The organism is Mesorhizobium sp. WSM4310, assembly GCF_007003935.1.
GTDB lineage: Bacteria > Pseudomonadota > Alphaproteobacteria > Rhizobiales > Rhizobiaceae > Mesorhizobium.
Genome location: NZ_VFTA01000064.1, coordinates 1 through 21,430, shown reverse-complemented (window position 1 = coordinate 21,430; position 21,430 = coordinate 1). Strand labels below are relative to the sequence as shown.

General features: G+C 65.5%; 16 protein-coding genes. 10 read left to right on the top strand and 6 right to left on the bottom strand.

Features of this window, described 5'->3' with window-relative positions:
• Nucleotides 1-89 precede the first annotated feature (89 nt).
• Together FJV80_RS33535 and FJV80_RS33530 are read left to right on the top strand one after the other, a co-directional pair.
• Nucleotides 90-1,571, top strand: a complete 1,482-nt coding sequence (locus FJV80_RS33535) for a DUF1800 family protein (protein ID WP_142878433.1) — start codon at nt 90-92, stop codon at nt 1,569-1,571.
• A 39-nt stretch (nt 1,572-1,610) separates the two neighbouring features.
• Entirely contained in the window at nt 1,611-2,870 is a 1,260-nt protein-coding gene (locus tag FJV80_RS33530; protein ID WP_142878432.1) for a DUF1501 domain-containing protein, read from the top strand.
• Between the two features lie 302 nt (nt 2,871-3,172).
• Here the strand turns inward: FJV80_RS33530 and FJV80_RS33525 are convergent, their stop codons facing one another.
• Nucleotides 3,173-6,580, bottom strand: a complete 3,408-nt coding sequence (locus FJV80_RS33525) for an acyl-[ACP]--phospholipid O-acyltransferase (protein WP_142878431.1) — start codon at nt 6,578-6,580, stop codon at nt 3,173-3,175.
• On the opposite strand from FJV80_RS33525, the gene FJV80_RS33520 reads away from it, so the two are divergent.
• Nucleotides 6,569-6,787, top strand: a complete 219-nt coding sequence (locus tag FJV80_RS33520; protein ID WP_142878430.1) for a hypothetical protein — start codon at nt 6,569-6,571, stop codon at nt 6,785-6,787. The genes FJV80_RS33525 and FJV80_RS33520 overlap by 12 nt on opposite strands.
• 61 nt (nt 6,788-6,848) lie before the next feature.
• Here the strand turns inward: FJV80_RS33520 and FJV80_RS33515 are convergent, their stop codons facing one another.
• From FJV80_RS33515 to FJV80_RS33495, 5 genes are all read right to left on the bottom strand, one after another.
• On the bottom strand, nt 6,849-8,426 hold the full coding sequence (locus FJV80_RS33515; RefSeq protein WP_142878429.1) for an indolepyruvate oxidoreductase subunit beta family protein: 1,578 nt from the start codon (nt 8,424-8,426) through the stop codon (nt 6,849-6,851).
• A complete protein-coding gene (locus tag FJV80_RS33510; RefSeq protein ID WP_095791941.1) occupies nt 8,419-10,572 on the bottom strand; it encodes an indolepyruvate ferredoxin oxidoreductase subunit alpha in 2,154 nt (717 codons plus the stop codon). The genes FJV80_RS33515 and FJV80_RS33510 overlap by 8 nt, the downstream gene beginning before the upstream one ends.
• A 44-nt stretch (nt 10,573-10,616) precedes the next feature.
• On the bottom strand, nt 10,617-11,099 hold the full coding sequence (locus FJV80_RS33505) for a MarR family transcriptional regulator (RefSeq protein ID WP_095771765.1): 483 nt from the start codon (nt 11,097-11,099) through the stop codon (nt 10,617-10,619).
• On the bottom strand, nt 11,099-12,670 hold the full coding sequence (locus tag FJV80_RS33500) for an NAD(P)/FAD-dependent oxidoreductase (protein ID WP_142878428.1): 1,572 nt from the start codon (nt 12,668-12,670) through the stop codon (nt 11,099-11,101). The genes FJV80_RS33505 and FJV80_RS33500 overlap by 1 nt, the downstream gene beginning before the upstream one ends.
• 174 nt (nt 12,671-12,844) lie before the next feature.
• Nucleotides 12,845-13,636, bottom strand: coding sequence for a cyclase family protein (locus FJV80_RS33495; protein ID WP_095791942.1), 792 nt, complete (start codon nt 13,634-13,636; stop codon nt 12,845-12,847).
• A 118-nt stretch (nt 13,637-13,754) separates the two neighbouring features.
• Between FJV80_RS33495 and FJV80_RS33490 the strand changes: the two genes are divergently transcribed.
• The 7 genes from FJV80_RS33490 (at nt 13,755) to FJV80_RS33460 (ending at nt 21,368) form a co-directional block, all read left to right on the top strand.
• The gene (locus tag FJV80_RS33490; RefSeq protein WP_142878427.1) at nt 13,755-15,329 is read left to right on the top strand and encodes an NAD(P)/FAD-dependent oxidoreductase; all 1,575 of its coding nucleotides are present in this window, start codon (nt 13,755-13,757) and stop codon (nt 15,327-15,329) included.
• Nucleotides 15,330-15,440: 111 nt separating this feature from the next.
• Entirely contained in the window at nt 15,441-16,970 is a 1,530-nt protein-coding gene (locus FJV80_RS33485) for an ABC transporter substrate-binding protein (RefSeq protein ID WP_095787236.1), read from the top strand.
• Nucleotides 16,971-17,138: 168 nt separating this feature from the next.
• Nucleotides 17,139-18,146: an ABC transporter permease gene (locus tag FJV80_RS33480; RefSeq protein ID WP_095787235.1), complete on the top strand. Its 1,008-nt coding sequence runs from the start codon at nt 17,139-17,141 to the stop codon at nt 18,144-18,146.
• Nucleotides 18,139-18,987 (top strand): ABC transporter permease, encoded by an 849-nt coding sequence (locus FJV80_RS33475; protein ID WP_142878426.1) that lies wholly within the window; start codon nt 18,139-18,141, stop codon nt 18,985-18,987. The genes FJV80_RS33480 and FJV80_RS33475 overlap by 8 nt, the downstream gene beginning before the upstream one ends.
• Nucleotides 18,984-19,862, top strand: a complete 879-nt coding sequence (locus FJV80_RS33470) for an ABC transporter ATP-binding protein (protein WP_142878425.1) — start codon at nt 18,984-18,986, stop codon at nt 19,860-19,862. The genes FJV80_RS33475 and FJV80_RS33470 overlap by 4 nt, the downstream gene beginning before the upstream one ends.
• The gene (locus tag FJV80_RS33465; RefSeq protein ID WP_142878424.1) at nt 19,855-20,691 is read left to right on the top strand and encodes an ATP-binding cassette domain-containing protein; all 837 of its coding nucleotides are present in this window, start codon (nt 19,855-19,857) and stop codon (nt 20,689-20,691) included. The genes FJV80_RS33470 and FJV80_RS33465 overlap by 8 nt, the downstream gene beginning before the upstream one ends.
• Nucleotides 20,692-20,768: 77 nt before the next feature.
• On the top strand, nt 20,769-21,368 hold the full coding sequence (locus tag FJV80_RS33460; RefSeq protein WP_095771756.1) for a VOC family protein: 600 nt from the start codon (nt 20,769-20,771) through the stop codon (nt 21,366-21,368).
• Nucleotides 21,369-21,430: the final 62 nt, after the last annotated feature.

The following is a 21,430-nucleotide window of genomic DNA, read 5'->3' as shown; positions in this document are numbered from 1 at the left end:
CCCCCCACGACCTCAGTTGAACAGGCACGAAACGGCTCGAACGGGCTTCCGGCGCCGTGCGCGGGAAGCCCCAGCAATGGAGAGCTGACTTGGCTATCCCGGCCTCCAATTCCCCGCCAGATCCAGTGCTCGTCGCTTTCAACCGCTTCGGGCTCGGGGCAAGGCCCGGCGACCGCGACAGGGTGGCCCACGACCCGCGGGGCTATCTGAAGGCGGAACTGCGGCAGCCCGACATCGCCCTGATCCCGCTCGACGATCCGGCCTATGCGAGCCTGCCGGGCAGCACGCCGGCCATCCAGGCCAGCATGGCGGCAAACTTCCAACGCAAGCTCGACCGCGAGCACATGGCCGCAGCCACGGCGCAGCCCGCAATGGCGAGCACCCAGGCCACGCCGGAACCGGTTGCGCCTGCCCAACCTGTTCCGCCGCCCGCGCCACCGGCCAAACCCGCGCCGCCAATCGAGGCCACGCTGTTTCGCGCCGAAGCCCAGGCGCGCCTCGACAAGGCTTTTGGCGCCGAGGCCGGCTTCGTCGAACGCCTGGTGTATTTCTGGTCGAACCATTTCTGCGTCTCCGTGGCGAAGGACAACATCGTGCGGGCGAGCGCCGGCGCCTTCGAGCGGGAAGCCATCCGCCCCTTCGTGCTCGGCCGCTTCGCCGACATGCTGATGGCGGTGGAGCGGCATCCGGCGATGCTGTTCTATCTCGACAACCAGCAGTCGATCGGCCCGGACTCCCGCGCCGGCAAGAACCGCCGGCGCGGCCTCAACGAGAACCTCGCCCGCGAGATCATGGAACTGCACACGCTGGGCGTCGGCAGCGGCTATACCCAGGCCGACGTCACCAGCTTCGCGCGCATCCTGACCGGCTGGACGATGGCGGGGCGCAAAGGCCGGCTTGGCGAGCCCGGCAGTTCCGTCTTCAACGCCAATGCACATGAGCCGGGCGACGCGGTGCTGCTGGGCAAGACCTATCCGGCCGGCGGCATGGGTCAGGCCGAGGCGGCGCTCAACGACATCGCCCGCCATCCGGCGACGGCGCAGCACATCGCCACGGAACTTGCCCGACATTTCATAGCCGACGATCCGCCGCCCGCGGCTGTCGCGCGCCTCGCCAAGGTTTTCGCCAAGAGCGACGGCAATCTCCGGGCATTGGCGGCGACCCTCATCGACATGCCGGAGGCCTGGTCGGCGCCTCTGGCCAAGATGCGCTCGCCTTTCGACTATATCGCCGCCATCCGCCGGGCGGCCGGTCCGGGTCCGGCGAACGATCCCGGCCAGTCGCTCAATTGGCTCAATGCGCTGGGCGAGCCGCTCTGGCAACCGCCGGGGCCGAACGGTTTTTCCGACCAGGCGGACAGCTGGACCTCGGCCGAAGGCATGAAGATCCGCCTCGACATCGCCTGGCAGGCGGCCCGCCAGGTCAAGGATATCGGCAATCCCAACGACATGCTCGACGCCGTCATCGGTCCCTCCGCCTCGCCGGAAACGCGGCAAGCGGTCGCCCGCGCCGAGTCCAAGCAACAGGGCCTGGCGCTGCTCTTGATGGCGCCCGAATTCCAGAGACGCTAGCGCCAGCGACAGGTCCGGCGCCGACATGGAGACCAAGTCATGAGCCTGCTGTGTGAAACCCCTCACCCTTCCCGCCGCGCCGTGCTGATGACCGGCGGCGCGCTATTTGCCTGGGCCTATCTGCCTCGTTTCGCCTGCGCCGCCGACAATCGCGACCCGCGCCTGATCGTCATCGTGCTGCGCGGCGCGCTCGACGGCCTGTCGGCGGTCGGTCCGATCGGCGATCCCGACTATGCCGGCCTGCATGGCGACATCGCTTTGTCGCTTGCCGGCCCGCACGCGGCATTGCCGCTCGATGGTTTCTTCGCGGTCAATCCGGCGATGCCGGTCTTTACGCGGCTGTTCAAGGACAAGCAGGCGGCGGTGGTGCACGCGGCCGCGACCGGCTATCGCGAACGCTCGCATTTCGACGGTCAGGACGTGCTGGAAAGCGGTTTCGCCGGGCCGGGCCACGTCGCCACCGGATGGCTCAACCGGGCGCTGGAGAGCCTGCCGGCGGGCGACCGCGTGGCGACGCTTGGCGGGCTGGCCGTCGGACCATCGACGCCGCTGGTGATCCGTGGCGCGGCTCCCGTGCTCGGCTGGGCGCCGCAATCGATGCCGGCGCCAGCCGGCGATCTCGCGGCGCGGGTTCTCGACCTCTACCAGCATCGCGATCCGGTGCTGGCGGTGGCCCTGCAAAACGGCCTTGATGCCGATCGCATGGCGCTCGACGACCACATCGGCGGCAACGTGATTGAGCGGAAGGATGGGGCGATGAAGGCGAAGGGTGGCCGCGGCAGCGCCGCCGGCATGCGGCAGGCCGCGCAAGGTGCGGCCAGGCTGATCGCGGCCGATGACGGGCCGCGTGTTGCGGCGCTTGCCTTCGACGGCTGGGATACGCATGTCAACGAAGGCGGCGCCACGGGCCGGCTCGCCACCTTGCTCGGCGGCCTCGACGGCGCCTTCGAGGAATTCGAAAAGGGTCTCGGCGAGCGCTGGAAGGACACGGCGATCGTTGCCGTCACCGAATTCGGGCGCACGGCGCGGATCAATGGGACGGTCGGAACCGATCATGGCACCGGCACGGTGGTGCTGCTCGCCGGCGGCGCGATCAAGGGCGGCCGCGTCATCGCGGACTGGCCGGGATTGAAGCCGGCGCAACTCTACCAGCAACGCGACCTCGCCCCGACCAGCGATGTCAGGGCGGTGTTGAAAGGCCTGCTCGCCGACCAGTTCGGCCTGTCCGCAGCCGTGCTCGGCGACAAGGTGTTTCCCGAGTCGGCGGCGGTGAAGCCGATGCGGGATCTCATCGCTTGAAGAAGCACGATGGCGTCACGACCGCCATCCTTGGGGAAGCGCCCACCCCGCTTCGCAGCCACCGCCGTGTCGATCCGCTCCGTGATCACCAGCGATGGTGCCAATGATGTATCGGTCGGATTATCAAGCGGCGGCGGCACTGGGCTTGGCCATGGGCAGCGCCTGCGAGCTGACACTCGACAGCATCAATGCGCCTGCGGCGACGGCAATTGGCAGAATGTATCTGCGAGCATGATCGAGTCCTCCAAGCGACGCCGCGACTTTCAGCGCGGCGTCGTCGAGCGTCGAGCATGTCGCCTCGGTCAGGCGGCCTCGACCTTGGCGGCCGGCGCCTCCTGCCCCCGCACCAGTTTGGTTACGCCGGCGAAGTCGAGCTTGCCGGAGCCGAGCACCGGCACTTTCGGGACGACGCGCACTTCGGCGGGCACCATCAGGTCCATGGCGCCATTGGCCTTGGCGAAGGCCAGGAACTCGGCACGTGTGGCGCCGGTAGCCTCGGTGATAAGAATGAGCTTCTCGCCCTTGCGCGAATCCGGCACGGAAGCGACCGCCGACAAAGAGCCTTTCCACACTTCACCCGCCAGCGCCTCGATGGCGGCAAGGGAGATCATCTCGCCGCCGATCTTGGCGAAACGCTTGGCGCGGCCGCGAATGGTGATGAAGCCGCCCTCGTCGACCGAGACGACATCGCCGGTGTCATGCCAGCCGTCGACCAGCGGTTCCAGCACACCCGGCTTCTCGGCGCGCAGATAGCCCGACATGACATTTGGGCCGCGCACGTAGAGACGCCCGCCTTCATCCACGCCGGGTACCGGATCCAGGCGGTATTCCATGCCGGGCATGATTTTGCCGACGCTGCCGGACCTGTTGTACATCGGCGTGTTGATTGCGATCACCGGCGCCGCTTCGGTCACGCCGTAGCCCTCGAGGATACGCACCCCGAACTTCTCCATGTAGGTCATGCGCGTCGCTGCCTTGACCGGTTCCGCGCCGGCAAAACAATAGCGTATCGAGCGGAAGTCGTAGGGGTGCGCTGTGCGGGCATAGCCGCTGAGGAACGTATCGGTGCCGAAGATGATCGTCGCGTTGGAGGCGTAGATCAGTTCCGGAACGATGCGGTAGTGCAGCGGCGATGGGTAGAAATAGACCGGCACGCCCGAGATCAACGGCAGCACCGTGCCGGCCGTCATGCCGAAGGAATGGAAGATCGGCAAAACGTTGAACACCTTGTCGCCCGAGTGGAAGTCGATGCGCGAGGCCGCCTGCGCGGCATTGGCCAGGATGTTGCGATGGGTGAGCACGACGCCCTTCGGCGTGCCTTCCGAGCCTGAGGTGAATAGGATTACCGCCGGGTCGTCAGGCTTGCGCGGCGCGCGCGGTGTCGACTTGCGCAACAGGCCAAGCAGCTTGTCCTTGAGACCGATGGTTGCACGCAGATCGTCGAGCCAGACGATGTCAACCGACCGGCCGATCTCCTCGACCACCGCGCCAAGCTTGGCCTGTTCGACAAACGCGCGGGACGTGAGCACGGTCTTCACCTCAGCGGCTTTGCAGGCGGAAAGGATGTTGGCGGCACCGGCGGTGAAGTTGATCATCGCCGGCACCTTGCCGGACGACATCACGCCGAGCAGCGTGGCGCACGAGCCGTTGGCGTTGGGCAGCATGATGCCGAGCGTCTGCTGATCGGCATAAAGGTTCTGGAATTTCTCGCCGAGCACGGCGGCCGCCGTCAGCAGCTTGCCATAGCTCAGCGAGCCGGTGACCGGATCCTGCACGGCGAGCCGTTTCATGCCGCGTTCATTCGCCGTCAGGATGATCTTTTCCAGCACCGTCCTGTCGATGTCCTGGGTGCGGAAGACGAGATCCGACATGACCTGGTAGAGTGCAGACCCCGCCGCGGCGCGGCGCTTGCGGCCTTTCAGCTCCGGCGGCACTTGCAGCTTGACCGGCTCCAGTATGGTCACCTTGACCTTCGGGAGCAGACGGCGGCGCACATGCTGCGACGTCAGCCGGGAGAACGGGCTTTTCTCCAGCCCGTCGATGCGGATCGGCACGACCATCGAGCCGGTCTTGTCCGCCACCATGGCGGCGCCATCATAGACCTTCATCAGCCCGCCGGTGACGGTGATGCGGCCTTCGGGGAAAATGACCAGCGGATCGCCGCCCTGCACGATCTTGATCAGCGTGCGGGTCGACATCGGCTTGGCCGGATTGAGCGGCAAGGCACGGGCGAGCTTCATGAACGGCTTCATCCACCAGGCCTGGGCTATGGCGTAGTCGATGGCGAAGACCGGCTCCTCGTCGGTCAGCGTCAGCGCCAGCGGACCGTCGAGGAAGCTGACATGGTTGAGCGCCAGGATCGGCGCCGTGCCGGCCGCCTTAAGGTTCTCCATGCCCTCGACCTCCAGGCGCAGGAAGGCGCGGAACAGGATGGAGACGAAATCGCGGAAGGCGTTGGTCGGCAGGAATTTCAGCATCAGCCAGGCGGCGACGGCATTGGCCGCGGCGAGGCCGAACAGGATGCCGCCGGTCGAGACTTTCGTCTGGATCGCGGCGACGAGGATGCCGCCGACGGTCATGAAGCCGGCATTGACGATGCTGACCGCGGCGACGACACGGGCGCGGCGCGCCTCGGGCGACCAGGCCTGCACGGCGGCGAAGGTCGGCACCACGAGGAAGGCGCTGGCGATGGCCATGCCGGCGAGGTCGATCGCCACACGGATGGTGTCTGGCCCGGCAAAGAACAGGGCAAGAGTTTGCGCCTTCGGCGAAGGCTGCATGCTCCAGATGGTCCAGGCCAAATGCAGGCCAAACAGCGCCAGCAGCGCCGTGCCGACCGGTGCGGGCAGCAGCACGATACGCCCCTGCGACATCCATGCGGCAATCGCCGAGCCGATGGCGATCGAGACGGCGAACACAGCGAGATAGACGGTGACGGCGATCTCGTTGCCGCCGAGCGAATCCTTGATCAAGGTCGGCAGGATCGAAAGCACGATGGCGCCGATCAGCCAGAACCATGAGGTCATCAGGCCGGCGCGCCAGATCCGCGTGTCGGTCCGCAGCTCGCTGACCTGGCGCCAGGTCGAGCGAAAGATGTTCCTGTCGATGACAAGGTCAGGTGCCGCGGAACCCGTGGGCGGAATGTAGCGGCTGACGAACCAGCAGCCGACGGCCAAGGCCATCATGATCGGTCCGAACACAGTGACGCCGATGCCATCGGCCGACACGACGCCGCCGGCGATGGTGCCGCCGAGGATGGCGGCAAACGTGGCCGACTCGATCCAGGCGTTGGCCTTAGGCAGTTCCTTGCGCTCGAGGTGATCGGGCAGGATGCCGTATTTGATCGGCCCGAACAGCGCCGAGATGATGCCGAACATCAGCAGCGCCGTCATCAGCACGGGAATAGACGACAGCGCGATGCCGACGACGGAGACACCCGCGGCGGCGATCTCGGCGAATTTCAGCCGGCGCGCGATCAGCGCCTTGTCGAAGCGGTCGGCGATCTCGCCGCCAAGCGCCGACAACAACAGGAAGGGCGCCATGAAGACGGCGCCAGCCAAAGTGACCAGCGAGGCCGCCTGGTCGGCTGCCAGCGTGAAGAGGATCAGGAACACCAGCGTGTTCTTGAGGAAATTGTCGTTGAAGGCGGACAGGAACTGCGTCCAGAACAGAGGCGCAAAGCGCCGGGACAACATCAGATGCGTGTTCATGGCGATTTCCACTTGGCGGAACCCTACGGCTATTCGCCGGAGGCCCTGCGGGTTGCAGGCGCTATTTCAAGCTCAGTGATAGTCATGAGCTGGTTAAACTTCCTTACAGTGCCCGATGTCCATATCGCGGCTTTCGGTCCGCCAGAAATGAACATCGTTCATAAGCGCATCCTATCACATCTTGAACATTGTTCAAGCGAAAAATGAACGTCGTTCATTGCACCTGGAAACGGAACTCGGAACCGGTGATGCCTCTGGTATCTCGGGGTTAGGGCGCCGAGGTTGCCGGACCTGGCCCGAGCGTCGCCACTGTCTTCAGCGCGCCGTCGAGCATGTCGCCCTTTTCGTCCTTCAGCGCCGCCTCGCGCAGGCGGCGGATCCAGTCGGCGGCATCGTCGCGGCCCTTGAGCATGGCAAGCGCCGACAGCACGCGGTCGAATTTGGACTGGGCGCGAACATGGGTGTCGCTGTAGCCCTTGATCAGCCGGCGGCAAATGAGGATTTCGACGGCGAGCGCATAGTCCTGGGGCACATGGGCGAGCGCCAGCGCGTACCAGCGATCGAGATGCGCGGTCTCGACCTTGTGTCGCAGCAGGACGCGGCGCCAGCGGCGCAGGCCGCCGATGAACCAGAGTGCCGCAAAGCCGGCAAAGCTGTCGGTGCGGATGCGGCGGCCATGGTTGATGCGGCGGTCGAGGAAGGCGGCAAGCTTCGGCCGGCTCTCGATATAGCTGCCCAGCCCCGCCGGCATCGTGCCGCAGAACTCCTCGATGCGCGGATGAAAATATTCGGTGACCTGCAGGATCGAACCTTCCTTGACGCCGACTTCCTTGCGCACGCGCCTGTCACGGGTCGAGCGTGTTTTCAGGTCGGCGACGCGGATCATGTCGTCATAGCACAGCGCGTTGGCGAGATGCTTGGCAGCGGCGATGGACAACGCATGGGCATGGTCGGCGCTGTCCAGTGCGACGGCCCGGTCGAGCCGGTCAAGATACTCGCTGCCATAGGCGATGTCCTGATAGTCGACGACCTTCCTCAGGCCCCGCAACGCCATGTCACGCACCGCCACGGGCATCAGGTCGATGCGGGCAGCGAGCGCCTGCCAGCCCTGCAGCAGGTTTTGCGGGCCGCTCACGCGCCCTGCGCCCAATGCGGATTCGACAATGGCCGGCCCTGCTGGCCTCGGCGCCGGTGCGGCCGTGCCGCGCGCCCGGTCATAGGCGGCGCCAAAGGCGGCGAGGCTGGCCTTGACGCCGCGGCCGCCGGCACTGACCGCCTGCTCGTAGCTTTCGCGCGTGAAGGGCAGTGCGTCCGAGCCCGCCAGCGCGCCAAGCAGGCTGGCCGAGATCATCGAACCATTGTCGGCGGCGATCTTTTCCATGTCGAAGGCGATGAAGCGCTTCGATGCGGATTCCGCCGTCGCATGCACCTTGGCAGATGAGGCCCGGCCGTCGCCCGGCTCGATCTTCTCCGATACCGCGGCGATGCGGTGCGAAGAGGCGATCAGCGTGGTGCGCTCCGGCGTGACGAAACCACGGATGATGGCACGGCCGGCTTCCATCAATTCGGCGGCGATCAATATGTCGACATCGCCTTGCGAGGGCGACAGCGCGAAGACCGGCAGCCGGCCGGTGTCCTGGGCCATTTCGACATAGTAGATGGTGGCGCCGGTGCGCTGCGCCACGCCGGCGACCGAGGTCGATTGCGCGACATAGCCATTGCGTTCGGCGACATCGGTGATCCAGTCGGCCAGCACGCCGCCGCCCTGGCCGCCGACCGCCAGCACGGCGAGCTTGATGACGCGCTGGTCGTCCTTGGCGCGGAATGGCGGGACAGCGTCAAGCATTGGCGAACGTCAGGCGCCGGCTTTCGCGGCGGCGCTGCAGAAGGCTGATCACCGCGCGACGCGCGGATTCCAGGAAACGGTCCCAGCGGCTCGGATTGTGGACTACATCGGCGCGGTAGAAGGACGGGCAGAGTACGGCGGCATCGGCGACCTCGCCGCAATTGCCGCAGCCGACGCAGTTCTGGTCGATCGATGCCACCGGATCGTCGCGCAGCGGATCGTCGAGCGACTTCACCGACAGTGACGGGCAGCCCGACAACCGCATGCAGGCGTGGTCGCCGGTGCAGATGTCCTCGTCGACACCGAATTTCGGTTTGATCACGCGCTCGCCGCCCTTGATCGCCTTGTCGACCAGCGGCTTTTCGCGGCGCTGGCGGTTGAGCATGCATTCTGACGAGGCGACGATGACCTTCGGCCCCTTCTCCTCCGTCGTCAGCGCCTCGCGCAACGTGTCCTGCATCTTGCCGACATCGTAGGTGCGGTCGACATGGCGCAGCCATTTGACGCCCATGCCCTTCACCGCCTCGGTGATCGGATGTTTTGTCGACTTGGTCTTGTTGCCGGCGCGCGATGACAGGATGTCCTGCCCGCCGGTAGCGGCCGAATAGAAATTATCGACGATGACGATGACGCCGTCATTCTTGTTGAACACGGCATTGCCGATCGAGGAGGTCAGGCCGTTGTGCCAGAAGCCGCCATCGCCGACGAAGGAGATCGAGCGGCGCTTGGCGTCGGGCGAATTGAACGCCGACGCCGAGGCCGGCCCCAGCCCATAGCCCATGGTGGTGGCGCCGAGCTCGAAGGGCGGCATGATTGAGAACAGATGGCAGCCGATATCGGAGGCGATGTGGTGCTTGCCGAGTTCCTGCTCGACAAGCTTGGTCGCGGCGAAGATCGGCCGCTCCGGGCAGCCGATACAGAAGCCCGGCGGACGGCCCGGCACCACATTGATCAGGTCCGCGGTGTCGACGCCGTCGCCGACCTTGTTGGGCGCGCGCACTTCACCGGGCAGCAGATGCGGCGCCTCGGCGCGCAGAAAGGCGCCGATGCCGTCGAGCATGACCTGGCCGGTGTATTCGCCGGCCATCGGCAGATATTCCTTGCCGACCAGCCTGGAGCCACGCCCGGCCTTGTGCAGCATCGCCGCGAAGGCCTGCTCGATGTAATTGGGCTGGCCCTCCTCGACGACCAGCACCGCCTGCTTGCCCTCGCAGAAGGACAGGAACTCGTCGTCGATCAAGGGATAGACGGCGTTGAGCACGTAGAGCGGCACGTCCGTCTCGCCATAGGTGTCGGCAAGGCCGAGACGCTGCAAGGCGCGGATGACGGAATTGTACATGCCGCCCTGCATGACGATACCGACCGAGCCGTGGTCCGAACCGAAGAATTCGTTGATCTTGCGGCTCTTTATGAAATCGACGGCGGCCGGCCAGCGCTTCGCCACCTTCTCCTTCTCATGCAGGAAGGAGGCGGGCGGAAGCACGATGCGGCCGGTGTCGCGGCGCGGTGCTTCGAGAGCATCGGCGACCGTCATCGGCGGCCGCTTGTTGTCCTTGGCGGTGAAATGGCCGTGAACGTGGCAGCAGCGGATGCGCACTTGCAGCATGACCGGCGTGTTGGAGGCTTCCGACAGCTCGAAGCCGTCCTCCACCGCCTTGACGATCGACGGCAGGTTGGGGCGTGGATCGAGCAGCCAGACCTGGCTCTTCATGGCAAAGGCATGGCTGCGCTCCTGCATGATCGAGGAGCCCTCGCCATAGTCCTCGCCAACGATGATCAGCGCGCCGCCGGTGACGCCGCCGGAGGCAAGATTGGCGAGCGCATCGGAGGCGACATTGGTACCGACGGTCGATTTGAAGGTCGCGGCACCGCGGATGGGATAATGCACGGAGGCGGCGAGCATGGCGGTGGCGGTGGCTTCCGAGGCGCTCGCCTCGAAATGCACGCCGAGTTCGCCCAGAATGTCCTGCGCGTCGGCCAGCACATCCATCAGGTGGCTGATCGGCGCGCCCTGGTAGCCGCCGACATAGCCGACGCCGCATTGCAGCAGCGCCTTGGTGATGGCGAGGATGCCCTCGCCGGCAAACTCCTCTCCGGCGCCGAGCCTGAGTTTTTCAACTTCCTTGGCGAAAGACCGTTCGGCCATCTCTGCCTCCTTCCGTTGCCGCCGAGAACCGGCGGCGCGTACGTCTAGATGTCGTGCTTGCGAATGTTCTTGAGCATCTTCAAAAGCGTGGCGATGAGTGCCGCATATTCAGCGTCGTCGATATCGTCGAACATCGCCTCGAACGCGTCATGCATGGCCGGCCAGGCGCGAGTGAACTCGGCGCGGCCCTCATCGGTCAGGAAGACATGGCGGATGCGGCTGTCGGTGACGCCCTGTTCGCGCCGCACGAAGCCTTGCCCCTCCAGTGTGTCCAGCGTGCGGCTCAAGGTCGACTGCTCGATCACCGTATAGACCGAGAGGTCGTTGACGGTGACGCCATCGGTGACCGACAGCACGGCCAGCGTGCGCACCTGCGGAATGGTCAGGCCCTGCTTGCGGAAATCATCGCGCAAGGTGGCGTTGTAGCGGCCCATGATGCGGTTCATCAGATAGGGCGCGAATTGCTGCAGGCCGATCTGCCCGAGCGTCGAAATGCGCTGGCGCTTTTCCGCCACCTTCTGTTCCATCACAGCCTCCTCGCCAGGAGAAAGCCGGAACCGCCGCCGAGACCCGCGCCCGGGTGGGTCGAGGCGCCGATATGATAAAGCCCCTTTATGCCGGTCTGGTGGTTGCGGCTGGTCTTGAACGGCCGCCACAGGAATGACTGGTCGATGGTCGAGGATCCGCCATAGGGATCGCCGCCGACCAGATTGATGTTCATCGCTTCAAGGTCGGTCGGCGAATAGGCTCGGCGCGCAATCACGCTGTCCTTGAAGCCATCGATGTGGCTGGCGAGGATCGCTCCAGCGCGGTCGGCATAGGCCTCGCGCAATGCGTCGGTCCATTGCCCATCAGCCGGGGCCTCCAGCTTACCGGCGGCATCGCCTTTGATGTGGCGCGGCGCCTCTGGCAGTTGCAGCCAGAGGATCGCCTTGCCTTGCGGACAGCGCGACGGGTCGAGCGCGTGCGGCTGGCCGACGCAGATGGTCGGCACTTCCGGCAGCATGCCGCGCACCGCCTCGTTGCAGGCTTTCGACACGCCATCCACGCCCGGCGTCAGATGCAACAACGCCACCTTGTCCAGTCCTCCGCCGCGCCATGCCGGCGGCTTGTCGAGGGCGTAGTGGATCTGGAAGTTGCCTTTGCCGTAGCGGTATTTCCGCGTTGCCTCGATGTCGGCTTTGGGCGCCTCGCTGCCTAGCAGCCGGCCATAAAGCTGCGTCGGCGTCACCGAGCAGATGATGCTCTTCTTCGCATGGACCGTTTCGCCCGAGGCCAGCCGCACACCGGTGGCGCGACCACCAGCCAGGATGATGGAGGCGACGTCCGCTTCGGTGGAGATGACGCCGCCGCGCTCGATGATCAATGCCTCGAAGGCCGACAGCAGGTTCCTTGCCCCGCCCTTGACGATCGGGGCGCCCGCGGCTTCGAGCGCGAAGGCGATCACCTTGGCGATCTGGCCGGAGAAGGCATCTTCCGGCCCGAGCCCGGCATGCAGCACCCAGGGCGCCCAAAGCGCACGGATGGTTTCGGACTGGTAGGTGCTTTCCAGCCAGCCGCGTGCCGGCGCCAGAGCGTCGCCGAGAAAGGCGGCAAGGCCGCGCGGGCCGCGCCGCCAGGCATCGCCGGCCAAAAGCTTGGCCGTCGGATAGGACCACAGGCTGCCGCCGAGCAGGCCGAACAGCAGGCCGGCATTGCGTTCGATGCCACCGACGTCGTCGGCGTGGCGGTCGCCATCACCCGCCGCGATCGCATTGAGGGCGGCGACGTTGGCGGCGCGGTCGGTGCTGAGCACCGCGTGGCTGCCGTCTGGCCGCAGCACGCCGGTCGGCGTGGCCGTGTGGCAGAACTCCAGCCCGTGCCGGGCGAGGTCGCCGCCCAATGCCGCAAAGGCCGGCGAGGTGATGAACAGCACGAAGGTCGTCGCCATCACATCGTGTATGAAGCCGGGCGCGGTGATCTCCTCGGTGCGCATGCAGCCGCCGATGCGGTCGTTACGTTCGAGGACGAGCACCTTGGCACCCTTGCCGCCAAGCATCGCCGCGCAGACCAGCGCGTTGATGCCGCTGCCGACGATGATGTGATCGGGCGCTTTCATTGGGGAGTGCCCTTGGATGACGGGAGGCCAATCGGGCTAAGCCGCGTTCCTTCGCGCCCCCCTCTGGACAGAGGGGGGCGCCGTAGAACGCTGACGTCACAAGACGGTCTTCCCCACTTCGTCATCGAAGTTTTGCCCTCGACCATGATCTTCTCCCGAAGACCGCCACCTCGCCTATTGCCCCGAGACCAGCGCCAGCGCGCGGATCGGGCTGCCAGTGCCGTGCTCGATCTTGAGCGGCGCCGCGATCAGGATGGCGCCCTTCGGCGGCAGCTGGTCGAGGTTGCACAGGCTGGCGAGGCCGTAGCGGTTGGCCTTGTGCATCAGCGTGTGCGCCGGGAATGGCGGCTCCATGCCGCCCGCCTTGCCGGCGTCGGTTCCGATCGTCTCCGAGCCCCAGCCCTTGATGTCCTTGGCTATCAGATACTGGATGGCTTCGGCCGTCGGGCCGGGCGTATGCGGGCCGGTCTCGTTGGCGTTGAGGAACTCGGCTTCCGAACCGTTGCGCTTGTACCAGTCGGTGCGCATCACCACCCACTCGCCGGCGTTGATGGCGCCGTGCTTGGCTTCCCACGCCTTGATGTGGTCGACGGTGAGCAGGAAATCGTGGTCGGCGGCGGCTTCCTTGGAGCAGTCGATGACATTGACCGGGCCGACAAAGTTCTGCGCCGGAATGGTATCGGTGGCGCCGTCCGGATAGTCCTTGCCGGTGATCCAATGCTGCGGCGCATCGAAATGCGTGCCGGAATGCTCGCCGAGCTTCAGCCAGTTCCACGCCCACCAGGGGCCGTTCTTGTCATAGCGGGAAATCGAATGGATCTCGACCTTGGGCGTGTCGACGGCGAGTTCCGGCGGCAGCTTGATCAGCGGCGTGTCCGGTCCGAGCGGCGCCGACAGGTCGACCACCTTGATGGCCCCTGAAAGCAGCCGGCCGGCGACTTCGCCGAGGAGTTTTTGCGTATCCATGTTTGTGTTCCCTCTTTTGTGGTGATGATCGAGGCTCGTCTCGGCCCTTAATATCCTACTAGACGAAAACATATGCATCTGCAATTATCTTTAAGCATAAAGGAAATGGGAACGGGGCGTGAGCGAGTTCGACGCGATCTTTGTCGGGGCGGGCCACAACAGTCTGGCATGCGCCGCGCATCTGGCGCTCAAAGGCTGGAAAACCGGGATTTTCGAGCGCAATTCCACGATTGGCGGCGCCGTCCAGACCCGCGAATTCACCCTTCCCGGTTTCCGCCACGACTTCGGCGCGATGAATCTGAGCCTCTTTGCCGGCTCTGCCTTCCACCGGAAATATGCAAATGAATTGAAAGCGCAGGGCCTGGAATTCGCTCCGGTCGCCGACTGTTTCGCCAGCGCCTTTCCGAACGGACGGTGGTTCGGCGTCAGCAACGATCTGGAAAAGACCGCCACGCGCATGGCCGCTTTCTCCACCGCCGATGCCGCGACATGGCGCGGGCTTGTTGCCGCCTTCTCGGCCGAGGCCGAACATCTGTTCCGGCTGCTGGGCTCGCCGATGAGCGCCCGCGCGCTGGCCGGCTCGGCGTGGAAGCTGTGGCGCAAGAAGGGCATATCCGGCGCGCTCGACACGGGAAGGCTGTTGCTGTCGTCACCCCGCGCGTGGCTGGAGGAGACTTTCGAGTCGCCTTATGTGCGGGCGACGCTCGCCACCTGGGGCATGCATCTCGACTTCGCCCCCGACATCGCCGGCGGTGCGGTGTTCCCCTATCTGGAATCGATGGCCAACCAGAGCTTCGGCATGGTGCTGGGCAAGGGCGGCGCCGACACCATCATCCGGGCGCTGGCCGGCATGGTGACGTCCGCCGGCGGCAAGATCGTCACTGGCGCGGAAGTGGCCGAGATCACCGTTTCCGCCGGCAAGGCGACCGGGGTGCGGCTTGTTTCCGGTGAGACCCATACAGCCACCAAGGCCGTCATCGCCGGCGTCGCGCCAAAGGCGCTGACCGGCACGCTGCTGCCGGGGGGTTCCGGCAATGCCGGCTTCGATACGGCGATGAAGAAGTTTCGGTATGCGCCGGGTACGATGATGATCCACCTGGCGCTGGACGACCTGCCGGACTGGCGCGCCGGGTCTGAGTTGCGGCAGTTCGCCTATGTGCATCTGTCGCCCTCGCTCGACGCCATGTCGCGCACCTATCAGCAGGCAATGGCCGGCATGCTGCCGGACGAACCGGTGCTGGTCGTCGGCCAGCCAAGCGCGATCGATCCGTCACGCGCGCCGCAGGGCAAGCATGTGCTGTGGGTGCAGGTGCGCATGCTGCCCGCCGAGATAACAGGCGATGCTGCCGGCAAGATTGCGCCCGCGCATTGGGATCAGGTCAAGGACGCCTATGGCGATCGCGTGCTCGACATCATCGAGACTTATGCGCCCGGCCTGCGCGCCAAAATCCTCGGCCGGTCCGTGTTCTCGCCCATCGACCTCGAGCGCGAGAACCCGAACCTGGTCGGTGGCGACCAGGTTTGCGGCAGCCACCATCTGGCGCAGAACTTCTTGTTCCGCCCGGCGCGCGGCTATGCCGGCTGGAACACGCCGGTCGGCAATCTGCATCTGACGGGAGCCGCGACATGGCCGGGTGCCGGGACCGGTGCGGCCTCGGGTTTCATGCTCGCGCAACAGCTTGGCGGGAGGTAGGCTCCGACGATTTTATCGAGGTGACGAGGGGCAAGGCGCTGCTGCCCACGAAGCCTGAACCAATGAACGGATAGTGCCGCGCAAAGACAATAACCAACAAGGGGAACGACCATGAAAATCAACAGACGCGAATTGCTGGGATACAGTGCCGCGGCACTCGGCGTGGCCGCGGTTGGCCTGCCGAAAATAGCCAAGGCGGCGGCCGGCGAACTGACCATCGCATACAATGTCAACCTGCCGTCCTGGGATCCGACCACTGGGCCCTCGGCCGTCAACCCGACGATCCAGGGCCTCTACCAGTCGGTGTTCGACCAGTTCATCCCGCAGAAGCCCGACCTGTCCTTCGCCCCTGGCCTGCTCACGGAATGGGGCTGGAACGACGACCGCACCAAGGTGATGATGACGGTGCGCGAGGGCGTGAAATGGCATGACGGCTCACCCTTCACGCCCGAGGACGTTGTCTGGTCGCTGCAGCGCGCGGGCGACGAGAAGACCGGCAACCCGATCCAGTTCGTCTGGAAGAATGTCAGCAACTTCAAGATCGACGGCAACAAGATCACGGGCGACGTGGTGCAGTTCGACCCGGTCTATTTCAAATGGATGTCGTTCCTGACCGGCTACATCCTGCCGAAGGCCTATTACGAGAAGGTCGGCGCCGAAGGCTTCGAGAAAGCGCCGATCGGCACCGGCCCCTACATGGTGGAAAAGTTCGAGCGCAACGCCTTCCTGCGGCTGAAGGCCAATCCGAACTATTGGGGCGGCAAGCCGGCTTTCGAGAATGTGACGATCAAGTTCGTCACCGACGCGGCGAGCCGCGTCGCCGAGATCGAATCCGGCTCCTCGCAGGTGACGCTCGAAATCCCCTACGAGGAATATGACCGCCTGATCGCCAAGGACGGACTTGCCGGCTCGATCAAGAATGTTTCCGACATCGGCATGATCTTCTTCAACGACATCGAGGCGATGCTGGACAAGAACGTGCGCCAGGCAGCCGTGATGGCGGTGGACAAGGAGCTTCTGGTCAAGCGGCTGCTGCGCGGCTACGGCCAGCCGATCGCCACGCTGGAAACGCCGGAATACACGGCCTACGATGCGTCGATCAAGGTCGAGCACAATCCGGAAAAGGCCAAGGAATTGCTTGCAGCTTCCGGCTATTCGCCGGAAAAGCCGGTCAAGTTCACCATCCAGACGACCAAGGGCTTCAAGCCCAAGGATTATGAAATGATCCAGGCGATCGTCGGCATGTGGCGCAAGGTCGGCATCGAAGCGACGATCGAAGTCTACGAGATCGCCAAGCACTACGAACTGCGCGCCGCCGACAAGCTGGCGCCGGCGGCCTTCTACAATTGGGGCAACGCCATCGGCGACCCGACGACCTCGACCGGCTTTGCCATGTACGGGCCGAGCCCGCACTCGGTGTGGGACAGCCAGGACCTGATCGACATGATCAACCCGCTGTGGGGCGAGAAGGACGAGGCCAAGCGCATCGCCGGCTGGAAGGCGGTCGACAAATACATCGCCGAGCAGGCCTATGTGCTGCCGCTGATGCAGTATGCGCAGCCGATCGTGCATGCCAAGGGCGTCAAGGTGGTGCAGCATGTCTCCGGCGCGTTGCTGCCGGCACTGATGACCCCGGCCTGAGACTGACGACAAGGCACGCTGTTCCAAGACAGCGTGCAACTTACGCAGGCCCCCTCATCTGGCCCTTCGGGCCACCTTCTCCCCTCGGGGAGCAGGTGGCCGCCAAGCGGCCGGATGAGAGGGCGTTTCGCTTAACCGATCACTGAGACAGGCCGGGCTTCAGCCAGCATGCTCCTGCAAAGATTCCTGATCCGTCTTCTGACGATGCTGATCACGCTGTTCGGCGTGGCCATCGTCGTTTTCGTCGTGATCCGCGTCGCGCCCGGCGATCCGATCGCCATGATGCTGCCGCCCGGCGCGACGGATGACGACATCGCCCGCCTGCGCGCGCTCTACGGGCTCGACAAGACCATCGTGCAGCAATTCTTCATCTGGTTGTCCGGCGTTGTCCGGGGCGATTTCGGCACCTCGATTTCGCTGCGGCAGGACGTGCTCGGCCTCGTCTTCAACCGGCTGCCGGCGACGCTGGAACTGGCCATCGTCGCGCTGATCATGGCGGTGGCGATCGGCGGTACGACGGCGGTCCTCGGCGCCAGAGAACGCGGCACGGCGGTGGAAGCCGGCATCGACATCACCAGCGGGGCGGCGCTTTCCATTCCCGATTTCCTGTGGGGGCTGGTGCTGATCCTGTTGTTCGGCGTGCTGGTGCCGATCTTCGACATTTCCGGCCGCGTGTCGCCGCAGCTCGACCTGCCCTTCGCCACCCAGTTCTATTTCTTCGAGAGCCTGCTGCGGCTGCGCTTCGACCTGACCTGGGACCTGTTGAAGCACATGCTGATGCCGGCGGTGGCGCTGGCGCTGCCGCTGGCGGCGATCATATCGCAGTTGCTGAAACAGTCGCTGAAGGAAGTGCTCGACCTCGACTATGTCGTGCTGGCGCGGGTCAAGGGTTTTTCCGAGACGCAGGTCATCCTGCGCGAGGCGCTGAAGAATGCCGCCCTGCCGACGCTGACGCTGGTCGGCGTGCAGTTCACCTTCCTGATCGGCGGCACCGTCATCGTCGAGCGGCTGTTTTCCTATGAAGGCCTCGGCAACATGGCGATCGATGCCGTCATCAACCGCGACCTGCCGCTGATCCAGGGCATCGTGCTGGTCTTCGCGCTGCTGTTCGTGCTGATCAATCTCGTGGTCGACATGATGTATGCCCTGCTCAACCCGAGGCTGCGCCATGGATGAGGCCCGCACATCAAGACGCGGACCGAGCCCCAGGCTGTGGCTCGCCGGCGGCTGGCTGCTGCTGGCTCTGCTGGCTGCGATCTTCGCGCCGCTGGTGGCGCCGCAGGATCCACTGGCGCAGGATCTGATGCTGGAGCGGCTGCCGCCCTTCTGGCTTGATGGCGCCGAGCCCGGCTATTGGCTGGGCACCGACAGCCTCGGCCGCGATCTGTTGTCCCGGCTGATCTTCGGCGGCCGTATCGCCTTCATCGTCGCTTTCGCGGCGGCCATCGCCGCCTGCCTCGTCGGCTCGACGCTCGGGCTGATCGCAGGCTATTTCGGCGGCTGGGCCGACCGCATCATTTCGCGCGTCGTCGATATCTGGATGGCGTTTCCGCCGGTGCTGTTCGCCATCCTCTTGGTCGCTGTGCTCGGCACCGGCCTCAACTCCGTCATCCTGGCGATCGCCATCATCGACTGGACGCGCTTCTGCCGGGTGATCCGCGCCGAGGCGATGGGCCAGTCGCGCATGGACTATGTCGAGAATGCCCGCATCGCCGGCTATGGCCGCATCGGCATCATGCTGCGCGAAGTGCTGCCCAATGTGGTGCCGTCGATCGTGGCGCTTTTGTCGCTGGAGATGGGCATCGCCGTCATCGTCGAGGCGATCCTGTCCTTCGTCAATCTGTCGATCTCGACCGACGATCCGACCTGGGGCAGCATCATCGCCGAGGGCCGGCTGTCGATCCATCAGGCCTGGTGGGTGCTGGTGTTTCCGCTGATCACGCTGATCCTCACCGTGCTGTCGTTCAGCCAGTTCGGCGAAGCGCTGAAGGCCCGTTTCGACCCGGTGCTGCGATGAGCGCCTGTCTCGACATCGCCAATCTCAGCGCCGTGCTGCCGAACGGCCAGCGCGTGCTGCGCTCGGTGTCGCTTGCCGTGCAACCCGGCGAGGTGCGCGCACTGGTCGGCGAGAGCGGCGCCGGCAAGACGATGATCGGCAAGGCGGTGCTCGGCGTGTTGCCGTCGAGCGTGCGGCTCGTCGAAGGCGACATGCTGCTCGAGGGCGAAGACCTCGGCAGGCTTCAGCCCAAGGTACGGCGCACGCTGATCGGCGCCCGCACCGCGCTGATCCCGCAGGATCCGCTGACCGCGCTCAACCCGTCGCGCCGCATCGGTCCGCAGATGACCGACCGGCTGGTGCGCATTCTCGGCTGGAGCGGCGAGAAGGCCGATCGGCGCACCCGGCAGTTGCTGGACGAGGTGCAGATCCGCGATCCCGAGCGCGTGCTGAAAAGCTATCCGCACGAGCTGTCCGGCGGCATGCGCCAGCGCGTGCTGATCGCGGCCGCCTTCGCCGCCGAACCCCGGCTGATCGTCGCCGACGAGCCGACGACGGCGCTCGACGTCACCGTGCAGAAGCAGATCCTGCGCCTGATCGCCGCGTTGCAGCGCGAGCACGGCACCGCGATCCTGTTCGTCACCCACGATCTCGGCGTCGTCGCCAAGATCAGCCAGAAGGTCTCGGTGCTCTATGCCGGCAAGGTGGTGGAGGAAGCCGATACGGCAGCGCTCTTCGCCGCCCCTCAGCACGCCTATACGCGGGCGCTGATGGCGGCGACGCCGCGCTATACCGACCCTTTCGCCTCGCTGAAACCCGTGGACGGAGCGGTGCTGGCTGGGCTTGCCGCCGAGATCGCAGCAGCAGACCTGGCGTGGAGGCGGCCGCATGGTTGAGCCGCTGTTTTCCGTACGCGGGCTGAAGGTCGCCTTGCCCGACATGACGCGCAAGCCGCTGATCGGCCGTGCGCCGTTGGCTGAAATCCTGAAAGGGCTCGACTTTGACTTGCCGAAGGGATCGGTGACCGGCATCGTCGGCGAATCCGGTTCCGGCAAGTCGACACTCGGTCGTGCCCTGGTGCGCCTGCTGGAGCCCAGCGCCGGCAGCATCAGCTTCGACGGCCGCGACATCACGCATCTGCCGGAAGCGGAGTTGCGGCCGTTGCGCCGCAATCTGCAGATGATCTTCCAGGATCCGATGTCGTCGCTCAATCCGCGCCGCACCATCGCCAGCATCATCGCCGCGCCGCTCAAGCAGAACGGGCTTGGCGACAATCTGAAGGCGCGCGTCGCCGAGGCGCTGCAGCGGGTCGGCCTGCCGCAGAGCTTTGCCGGCCGTTACCGCCACGAACTGTCTGGCGGCCAGCGCCAGCGCGTTGGCATTGCGCGCGCTCTGGCGCTGTCGCCGAAATTCGTGCTGGCCGACGAGATAGTCTCCGGCCTCGACGTGTCGACGCAGGCGCAGATCCTGACCCTGCTGGAGAAGCTCGCAGCCGACATGGGCCTGACCGTCGCCTTCATCAGCCACGACCTGTCGGTCATCCGGCGGCTGTGCCGGCAAGTCATCGTCATGCGCGAAGGCATGATCGTCGAAGCCAGCGCCACCGACGCCTTGTTCGACAATCCCAGGCAGGCCTACACGCGCGACCTCATCGGAGCCATTCCGCTGCCCGAAATCGACGCCGGCTGGCTGGACATTCCTGCCGCCGCCAAGGCCCCGACATGAATGCATACACATGCCGAAAAGCGGGGTTCGGACATGCGACCGCAAAGACCCAGGTCCCGCCAATGGAGAGGACTGACATGAAGACGATACTTCGAAATGCAACGCTTGCCGCCGCTGTCCTTGGCGGCGCCGGCATGGCCTCGGCCGATTCGATCCCCGGCATGCGCGGCCACGATCACACCGGCATCACCGTCCCCGACATGAAGCAGGCGGTCGACTTCTTCACCGAGGTGGTCGGCTGCAAGAAGGCAATGTCGTTCGGCCCGTTCGCCGATGACAAGGGCACCTTCATGCAGGACCTTCTGGGCGTCGATCCTAAGGCCGTCATCGAGCAGGTCACCATGGTGCGCTGCGGCTATGGCTCGAACATCGAGCTGTTCAAATACACCGCGCCCGACCAGAAGGATCTGACGCCGAAGAACAGCGACATTGGCGGCTTCCATATCGCCCTCTATGTCGACGACGTTGCCGCCGCCAAAGCCTATCTCGATGGCAAGGGCGTCAAGACACGCATGGGGCCCCTGCCGGTCAAGCAAGGGCCCGCCGCCGGCCAGACCATTCTCTATTTCCAGGCGCCCTGGGGATTGCAGCTGGAAGCGATCAGCTACCCCGACGGCATGGCCTATGAGAAGGGTGCCGAGACGGTGCTGTGGAGCCCGAAGAACCCGGAAAAGTGACCCTTGGCGCGCGCGTGGGGGGGGCCACCCCAGCGCGCCGCCCCGGATCGGGACCAATATTT